The organism is Micromonospora sp. D75, from assembly GCF_018070405.1.
In the GTDB taxonomy this organism is placed as follows: domain Bacteria; phylum Actinomycetota; class Actinomycetes; order Mycobacteriales; family Micromonosporaceae; genus Micromonospora; species Micromonospora chalcea.
On record NZ_JAGPXV010000247.1, the window covers coordinates 1 to 8047 of the forward strand.

Below are 8047 nucleotides of genomic sequence, written 5' to 3' on the forward strand. Positions count from 1 at the left end.
AACCCATCGGCTACCTCCACCTCAACCCCGACAAGAACTACATCCCCCTCACCCCCACCCCCACGATCCACAACCCCTGACACATCTATCGGGACTTCCCGTTGACACATGTCCCGGGACATGACAGCTGCCATAGGGGCCGAAATCTTCCAAGATCTCTCGGCGTCCGGTCATCCACGATGATCGGCTTGTGTGTCTCGACGGATCGGCGGCACGGGTCGCCGAGCGTCGATGCGAAACGCGCCAGTTGACCAATCGCAATCATTGATGACGCAAGCAGACTGAGTTGCGTGACCAAGCCATCACCGCAGAGATCATGGCCGATACCGAATCAGTCCTGGTGGCGCCGGCTTTCCGGCGGCACGAAAGCCGTGCTCGTGTCCGGCGGCGTGCTGGTGCTGTGCTGCTGCGGCGGCGGGATCGCCGCCGTCGGCGGCGCGACGGACGAGAAGCCCGCGTCGATCAGCGCCGCCTCGACCGCGACCGCGCGCAGCGCCGATCCGCCCCCTGCCGCCCACTCGTCCGGCTCGCCCTCGAACGTCGCCGCACCGACCGACTCGCCGTCCGCTCCGCCGACGACGCGGGCCGCCGAGCCGTCGCCGCAGACCGCGACCGCGCGTCCGGCGCCCCGGCCGAAGCCGAAGCGGACCACGCCCAAGCCGACGCCGAAGCGGACCACGAGCGCGCCCCGGACCACCAGGCCGTCCACCGGCACCGTCCAGGGCGCCGTCCACCCTGGCGCTTTCTGCTCGCCGGTCGGCGCGACCGGCCGTACCGCCAAGGGCACGCTGATGCGGTGCACGCGCAAGGCCGGCGAGGACCGGGCCCGGTGGCGCGCCGCGTGATCCGCGTCGGCGGGCGGTGTCGGGGGTGGTTCCTATCCTGGGGCGATGGTTCTCACTGACGTCACCGGGTCCTGGGCCGGCACCAGCGGTTTCCGTCTGATGCCCGCCGATCCGCTCGCCGAGTCGCCGGCCACCGCCACCGTCGCGACCGCCGCCGGTGGCCACCTGACCACCGTGTCGTACTCGTGGGCCCATCCGGACGACGGGCCGCAGGACGGTCTGCTGGTGATCGCCGCCGGCGAGCAGCCGGGCTCGCTCGTCGCCTGGTGGTGCGACTCGTGGCACCAGCAGCCGACGCCGATGACGCTGACCGGCACGGCGGGCGGCGCGGCGGCGGTCGAGTTGAGCGCCGGGTACGGCGACGGATGGCAGTGGCGGATCACGGTGGACACCGCCGACCCGGCCACCCTGCGGCTGCGGATGGAGAACGTGGTGCCGGCCGACCAGGCGGGCGCCGACATGCCGGCCGGCCCCTACCCGGTCATGGTCACCGACGTGCGCCGCGCCTGAGTCCGGTCAGGCGGCGCCGTCGAGGATCTCCCGCAGCCGGCGGGCGAACGCCTCCGGCTGCCCGGCGTGGCCCATCTCCTCACCCAGGAATCCGCCGTGGTGGCTGGGGAAGACCGCGGCCTTGCCGCCGAGCAGCTCGGCCGCCTCGTCGGCGCCGGCGAGCAGGTCGTCCGGTGAAGGTGTCCGCCGACTCCTCGCCCACCGCGACGACGACCCGGGTACGCGCCGCGCGCAGCGCGTCCACGTCCGGCCGGAAGCGGGTGACCGCCGCGGCGCGGTCGGAGAGCAGCGGGTCGTCCCGGCTGCCGTCGTCCTCGGTCGGCATGCCGAACGCGGCGGGGTCGGGCAGCGGCTGGGCGAAGTACTCGTCGGTGAACTCGCCCCGCCACGACGTCATGGCGATGAACGCCGCCATACCCGCGCCCCAGCCGCTCTTCTGGTACGCCTCCTGGCAGGCGGCCATGGCCCGCCGGGCGGCCTCGGCGTCGGGAAGCACCTGCACCAGCGGCGGCTCGTGCGCCACGAGCGTGGCCACCGCGTCCGGGTACGCGGCCACCAGGGCGAGCGCGGTCACCGCGCCGCCGCTGCTGGCGAACATGTCCACCGGTCCCGTGCCGAGGGCGTCGATGATGTCGCGTACGTCCCGGGCCTGGACCTCGGGCACGTCGTCGCCGCGGCCGTCCTTGCGGACGCTGCGCCCGAGCCCGCGCGGGTCGTACGTGACGACGGTCCGGTCCGGGAAGTACGAGGCCAGCGTGGCGAAGCCGTCGGCGCACATGGGCTGGCCGATCATGAACAGCGGGCGGTGTCCGGCGTCGGCGGCGCTCGGCGTGCGAATGTCGTAGACGAGGTCGACCTCGGGCGTCTGCAGAGTAAGCGTGTTCATGCCTCTGTCGACCGTCGCCGGCCCGGGAACTCATCGGTCCGGCGGGGAACTCCGCCGGGACCGGCTCGCGGCGGTGTCGACGCCCACCGCCGCGAGCCGTGCCGTCGCCGTCAGCTCACCGTGCCGGTGACGGTGCTGCCGGACTTCGTCACGTAGTAGGTCAGCTTCGTGCCGCTCCAGAAGTGGAACGTCAGGGTGACCCGCTGACCGTCGTTGACCTCGGCGAAGAACTCCGGCTTCAGCGCGATCGTGTTGCCGGTGTAGTTCGGCGCGAACGTCACGTCGAACTCCTTGTACGAGGTCCAGTTGTGCGGGCCGGCGTTGCTGCCGTCCGCGTACTGGGCCTCCATGGTGGCGAGCTGGTCGCCGCGGAACTGCGCCGGGAGCGTGAACGCGGCGGTGGTGCCGGTCGCGTTGGAGAGCACCGGCGGGTCGTACGTGATGATGCTGATCCGCCACGGCACGCCCGCGGAGAAGCGTGCCTGGAGGTTGGCGTTCACGCCGTACGCGCGGGAGCCGACCAGCCGGGTGAGCGCCGACGCGGTGAGCGTCAGCGTGCTGCCGGAGACCGTGTAGTCGGTGCCGTTGACCAGGTCGGTGGTGCCCTGGCGCAGCCCCTGGAACGTGGTGCCGTTCAGGTTGAGCGTCAGGCTCTTGGCGGTGATCGTGCCGGTGCGCGGCACGTACACCTGGTCGCTGGACGCGGTGCCGGAGCGGGTGGTCCAGCTCGACTTGATCTGCGCGAACAGCTCGGGGTCCTTCCACACGAACGACGTGCGGTCGAAGTGCTGGCCGTTGTCCCAGAGCTGGGTGGTCAGCTTGCGGCTGCGCGCGTAGTGGCCGAGGAACTCGAAGAACTTCAGCTTCTCGCCCTGCTCGATGGTGCCGGTGTGCCGGTCGAAGCCGAGCAGCCCGTACTCGCCGATGATCACCGGGATGTTGCGGGTGACGAAGGCGTTGTAGACGCGGTCGAACTGGTCGGTCAGGTCCTGCTGGACCGTCGCGTCGAACTTGGTGCCGCCGGCGACGTTCACGCTGAACGGCCAGTACCCGTAGAAGTGCACGGTGGCGATCAGGTTCGGGTCGTTGAGCGTGTTGAACGTGCTGACCAGCTCGTCCACCCGGGCCTGCTCGGCGGAGGTGTGCAGGGTCGGCAGGACGAGCAACCGGGTGGCGTTGTTTCCGCCGGACTGGCGGACGATGCGGTGGAACGACGTGTTCAGCTCGTTGAGCAGCGTGGCGTTCTGCGCGTCGCCGGAGCTGCCGGTGAACTGGGGCTCGTTGACGCTCTCGAAGGTGAGCTTCGGCGAGGAGTCCTTGAACGCGGCGGCGATCTGGGTCCAGAGCGCGTTGTAGCGGTTCAGCACGCCTGTGCGGTCGGTGGGCATCGTGTTGATCCACTGCCACGAGTCGTGGTGGATGTTGAGCACCACGTAGAAGCCGTCGGCGAGCGCCCAGCCGACCACCTCGCGTACCCGGTTGAGCCAGGCGGAGTCGATCGTGTAGTTCGGCGCGGCGCCGTGGTGGTTGCTCCAGGTCACCGGGATGCGGATGCTGTTGAAGCCCTGCGCGCGGACGTTGTCCAGCAGCGCCTCGGTGACCCGCGGGTTGCCCCAGGCGGTCTCGTCGGCGCCGACCGCGTCGAAGGAGTTGCCGAGGTTCCAGCCGGGTTGCATGGCGGCGACGGCGGCCATCGCGTTGCCGGCGGGCGGCGGGGTCGTGGGCGGTGGCGTGGTGGGCGGCGGGGTGGTCGGCGGGGGCGTGGTGGTCGGCGGCGGGGTGGTTCCGCCGACGCCGCCGGTGCAGGCCACGCCGTTGAGCGTGAACGCGGTGGGCGCGGTGTTGGTGCCGGTCCAGGAGCCGTTGAAGCCGAACGAGACGGTGCCGTTCGTGGCGATCGCGCCGTTGTAACCGACGTTCGTGGCGGTGACGTCGGCGCCGGAGGAGGTGACCGTGGCGCTCCACGCCTGGGTGACCCGCTGGCCGGACGGGAACGTCCAGCGCAGGTTCCAGCCGTTGACCGGGTCACCCAGGTTCGTCACGTCGACGTTCGCGGTGAAGCCGCCGGGCCACTGGCTGGCGGTGGTGTAGGTGACGCGGCAGCCGGCCGCCGCCTGGGCGTTCGTCGCCAGCAGTGCGGTGCCGGCCACGAGTGTGGCGGCGGTCGCCGCGACCAGGCCGACCCGCAATCGGGTGGTATGGAAAGAGCGGAACATGGTGGTTCCTTCGTGGTGGGGTGGGCGCGTGGACGGGGAGGGCGGGGCGCGCACCCGCCCAGCGCGAGAATAAGTTTGGATTCCAAACATTGTCAATCGGCGCATGTGGATGCGTAACCGTTCCGGCGTCCCGGCCTCACCCCACCGACCGGGCCGGTTCGACGACCGGCCACACCGGACCCGCCAGCCGGTCCGAAACCCGCCGGACACGCCTCGTGGGAACAATTTCGGCCGGGAATCCTCGCTACGCTCTCGCCCGCCAACACCGCTCTGACCTCAAGGGGACATCGTGCGCAGAAGGCTTCTCGGCATCGCGTCGGCGATCACCATCGCCCTCGCCGGCACTTTCGCCGCCGCCGCTCCGGCCCAGGCCGCCACGCCGCCTTTCATGATCACCAAGGTGTACTACGACTCCCCCGGCAAGGACACCCGCTCGAACGCGAGCCTGAACGCCGAGTACGTCCAGCTGACCAACAAGCGCAAGACGGTCCAGAACCTCAAGGGCTACTACGTGCGCGACAAGGCCGGCCACGTCTACTCGTTCACCGGCGACTTCAAGGTGGCCGCCGGGAACAGCATCGTCATCCACACCGGCAAGGGCACCAACAAGGGCACCCACCGCTACTGGGGCCGCGCCGCGTACGTCTGGAACAACGACGGCGACACCGCCTACCTGCGCAACCCCTCCGGCAGCCTGGTCGACAGCTGCAGCTGGGGCAAGGGCGGCCGCGGCTACACCAGCTGCTGACCACGCCGCGAAACGGCCGGCCCACCCGATCCGGGGGGCCGGCCGTCTCCGTCCGTCACGCCGCGAGCGACCGCACGGTGAGGTGGTCCGACAGCGCGCGCAGGAAGTCCGGCGCGTCGAAGATCCGGCCGGCCGAGGCGACACCCTTGGCCCGGGTACGCCCGGTGAGCAAACGGTGCACCGCCTCGACCGCGAGCGGCGCGCTGATCGCGTAGATGTCCCGCCCGTGCGCTACCACCCGCCGCCGGACGTCACCGGCACGCACGACCACGTCGACGGTGAACGTCTGCGCGGACCGGCCCCGCTCGTCCACAGCGGCCGGAGCGTCCCCCGCCGCCAGGTCGCGGGCCGCGTCGGCGGTCATGTACGTGCACACCTCCGGGATGTCCAGGTGACTCGGCACGGTCACCACGTCGGCCATGGTGAACTCGCCGAGCACCGGCCGCACGCCCAGCGGCGCCGGGAACTCCCAGTCCAGCCGGGGCAGGTCGCCGTCGGCGTACACCAGTCGCCCGCCGGTGAAGCGGACCCGGCGGCCGTCGCGGCGCTCGCGCGACACGACGCCGGAGGCGACCGTCCCGGCCGTCGGGTGCCAGCTGCTCAGCCCGTACGCGACGTGCGCCTCGTCGGCCGCCGTCCAGTCCCCCATCGCGGCGGTGACCAGCAGGTCACCGAGTCCGCCGAAGAACGCCATCGCGGGCACCACCGCGACACCGGCCGCCTCGGCACGCTCGGCGTAGTGCGCGAACGTGTCCCGGTTCGCCTCGATCTCGGCCGCCACGTCGACGTAGGGAATCCCGGCCCGTAGCGCGGCCTCGATCAGCGGGCCCGCGGTCGAGGCGAACGGCCCGGCGCAGTTGACCACCGCCGCCGCCCCGGCCAGCGCCTGGTCCAGCGAGCCCGGATCGTCCACCGACGCCACCCGGTGCTCCCCCTCCGGGAACGCGGCCGCCAGCTTCCCGGCGTCGCGCCCGAGCGGCAGCGGCTCGTACCCCCGCTCGCGCAGCTCCGCCGCCACGAACCGCCCGGTGTGCCCGTACGCCCCGAACACCGCCACCCGCATGACGCCCCCTCAAAAGATCGACTGAAGTGATCCTCGCCGGGCTGGCCGGGGCGGGCCAGTGTCGCAAACGCCAATGCCCGTACAGTTTCGGACATGGCCACCATCGCGCTCGCCGCCACCGACGGGATGCTGCACTTCGAGCTGGCCGCGGCCTGCGAGATCTTCGTCCGTGACCCGACCGGGCTGGCCGACCCCTGGTACGACCTGGTGGTCTGCGGCCCCGGCCCGATCGGCGTCGGCCGGTTCGCCATCACGCCCGACCACGGACTGGACCACCTGGCCCGCGCCGACACAGTGATCGTCCCGGCGATCGAGGACACCGACGCCGACCCGCCGTCCGACCTGGTCGACGCGGTCCGCGCCGCCCACGCCGCGGGCGCCCGGATGGTTTCCCTCTGCACCGGCGCGTTCGTGCTCGCCGCCGCCGGCATCCTCGACGGGCTGCGCGCCACCACCCACTGGGCGCACACCGAGGCGCTCGCCGCCCGCTACCCCCGCGTGCACGTCGACCCGGACGTGCTCTACGTCGACAACGGCACCGTGCTCGCCTCCGCCGGCAAGGCCGCCGCGATCGACCTCTGCCTGCACCTGATCCGCCGCGACCACGGCTCCACAGTCGCCAACGCGGTCGCCCGCCGCCTGGTCGTGCCGCCGCACCGCGCCGGCGGCCAGGCCCAGTACGTCACCACCCCGGTCCCGGCCCGCGAGGACCACCCGCTCGCCGCGCTGCTCCCATGGGCGATGGCGCGGCTGGACCGCCCGCTCACCGTCGCCGACCTGGCCCGCCAGGCGAACATGAGCACCCGCAACCTGGTCCGGCACTTCACCGCCGCGACCGGCGCCACACCGTCGCAGTGGCTGGCCACCCAGCGCATCCGGCGGGCGCAGGAACTGCTGGAGAACACCGACGACAGCATCGACGCCGTCGCGGAGGCGTCAGGCATGGGTACGGCGACGACGCTGCGCCGGCACTTCCACCGCACAGTTGGCGTGCCGCCGGACACCTACCGCCGGACGTTCCGCCGAGGCTGACCGGCACAACGGCTATGGTCGGTTCGTGCCGCCCGAGGGGACGGTCGCCTGACAATCGGCACGGGGGAAGCTGTGTTCGACGTGATCGTGGTCGGCGGCGGGCCGACCGGCATGATGCTGGCGAGCGAACTGCGCCTCCAGGGCGTCGGCGTGCTCGTGCTGGAGCGGGACCCCGAGCCGCCGCCGTACGTGCGTTCGCTCGGGCTGCACGTCCGCAGCATCGAGGTGATGGACCAGCGCGGGCTGCTGGAGCGGTTCCTCGAACACGGCGGCAAGCACCCGATCCGGGGGTTCTTCGCCGGCATCGACAAGCCCGCCCCCGCCGACCTGGACACCGCCCACCCGTACGTGCTCGGCATCCCGCAGACGCTCACCGACCGGCTGCTCGCCGAGCACGCGGCCGAGGTGGGGGCCGAGATCCGGCGCGGTCGTGCGGTGACCGGGCTGGAGCAGGACGACGACGGTGTGACGGTCCACCTCGACGGCGAGCCCTCGGAGCCGTTGCGGGCGCGGTTCGTGGTCGGCTGCGACGGCGGGCGCAGCACCGTCCGGAAGCTGCTCGGCGTCGGATTTCCCGGCGAGCCGTCGACTGTCGACACGCTGCTGGGCGAGATGGAGGTGACCGCCTCCCCGGACGAGATCACCGCGATCATGACCGAGGTACGCCGCACCGAGAAGCGGTTCGGGCTCGGGCCGTCCGGCAGGCCCGGCGTGTTCCGGGTGGTCGTGCCGGCGGCCGACGTGACC

8 protein-coding genes are annotated in these 8047 nt (G+C 72.0%); 4 read left to right on the plus strand and 4 right to left on the minus strand.

Features of this window, described 5'->3' with window-relative positions; genetic code table 11:
- Positions 1-331: 331 nt before the first annotated feature.
- Positions 332-787 (minus strand): hypothetical protein, encoded by a 456-nt coding sequence (locus KBX39_RS16330; protein ID WP_210871349.1) that lies wholly within the window; start codon positions 785-787, stop codon positions 332-334.
- 103 nt (positions 788-890) lie between these two features.
- On the opposite strand from KBX39_RS16330, the gene KBX39_RS16335 reads away from it, so the two are divergent.
- A complete protein-coding gene (locus tag KBX39_RS16335; protein ID WP_210871351.1) occupies positions 891-1355 on the plus strand; it encodes a DUF1579 family protein in 465 nt (154 codons plus the stop codon).
- Between the two features lie 79 nt (positions 1356-1434).
- Here the strand turns inward: KBX39_RS16335 and KBX39_RS16340 are convergent, their stop codons facing one another.
- Complete coding sequence (locus tag KBX39_RS16340; protein WP_247660269.1) at positions 1435-2241, minus strand: alpha/beta fold hydrolase; 807 nt, start codon at positions 2239-2241, stop codon at positions 1435-1437.
- Between the two features lie 110 nt (positions 2242-2351).
- Positions 2352-4457, minus strand: a complete 2106-nt coding sequence (locus tag KBX39_RS16345; protein ID WP_210871353.1) for a cellulase family glycosylhydrolase — start codon at positions 4455-4457, stop codon at positions 2352-2354.
- Positions 4458-4746: 289 nt separating this feature from the next.
- Between KBX39_RS16345 and KBX39_RS16350 the strand changes: the two genes are divergently transcribed.
- Positions 4747-5205 (plus strand): lamin tail domain-containing protein, encoded by a 459-nt coding sequence (locus KBX39_RS16350; protein ID WP_051611237.1) that lies wholly within the window; start codon positions 4747-4749, stop codon positions 5203-5205.
- A 55-nt stretch (positions 5206-5260) separates the two neighbouring features.
- On the opposite strand, the gene KBX39_RS16355 is transcribed toward KBX39_RS16350, so the two are convergent.
- On the minus strand, positions 5261-6268 hold the full coding sequence (locus KBX39_RS16355) for a trans-acting enoyl reductase family protein (protein ID WP_210871355.1): 1008 nt from the start codon (positions 6266-6268) through the stop codon (positions 5261-5263).
- Between the two features lie 93 nt (positions 6269-6361).
- On the opposite strand from KBX39_RS16355, the gene KBX39_RS16360 reads away from it, so the two are divergent.
- Positions 6362-7300 (plus strand): helix-turn-helix domain-containing protein, encoded by a 939-nt coding sequence (locus KBX39_RS16360; RefSeq protein ID WP_210871357.1) that lies wholly within the window; start codon positions 6362-6364, stop codon positions 7298-7300.
- Positions 7301-7372: 72 nt separating this feature from the next.
- On the plus strand, positions 7373-8047 hold a 675-nt coding region (locus KBX39_RS16365), incomplete at its 3' end, for an FAD-dependent monooxygenase (RefSeq protein WP_210871359.1).

Coding starts and splice junctions, on each gene's coding strand:
- KBX39_RS16345 (WP_210871353.1), bottom strand. CDS start 4,457: ATGTTCCGCTCTTTCCATACCACCCGATTGCGGGTCGGCCTGGTCGCG.
- KBX39_RS16335 (WP_210871351.1), top strand. CDS start 891: ATGGTTCTCACTGACGTCACCGGGTCCTGGGCCGGCACCAGCGGTTTC.
- KBX39_RS16340 (WP_247660269.1), bottom strand. CDS start 2,241: ATGAACACGCTTACTCTGCAGACGCCCGAGGTCGACCTCGTCTACGAC.
- KBX39_RS16360 (WP_210871357.1), top strand. CDS start 6,362: ATGGCCACCATCGCGCTCGCCGCCACCGACGGGATGCTGCACTTCGAG.
- KBX39_RS16355 (WP_210871355.1), bottom strand. CDS start 6,268: ATGCGGGTGGCGGTGTTCGGGGCGTACGGGCACACCGGGCGGTTCGTG.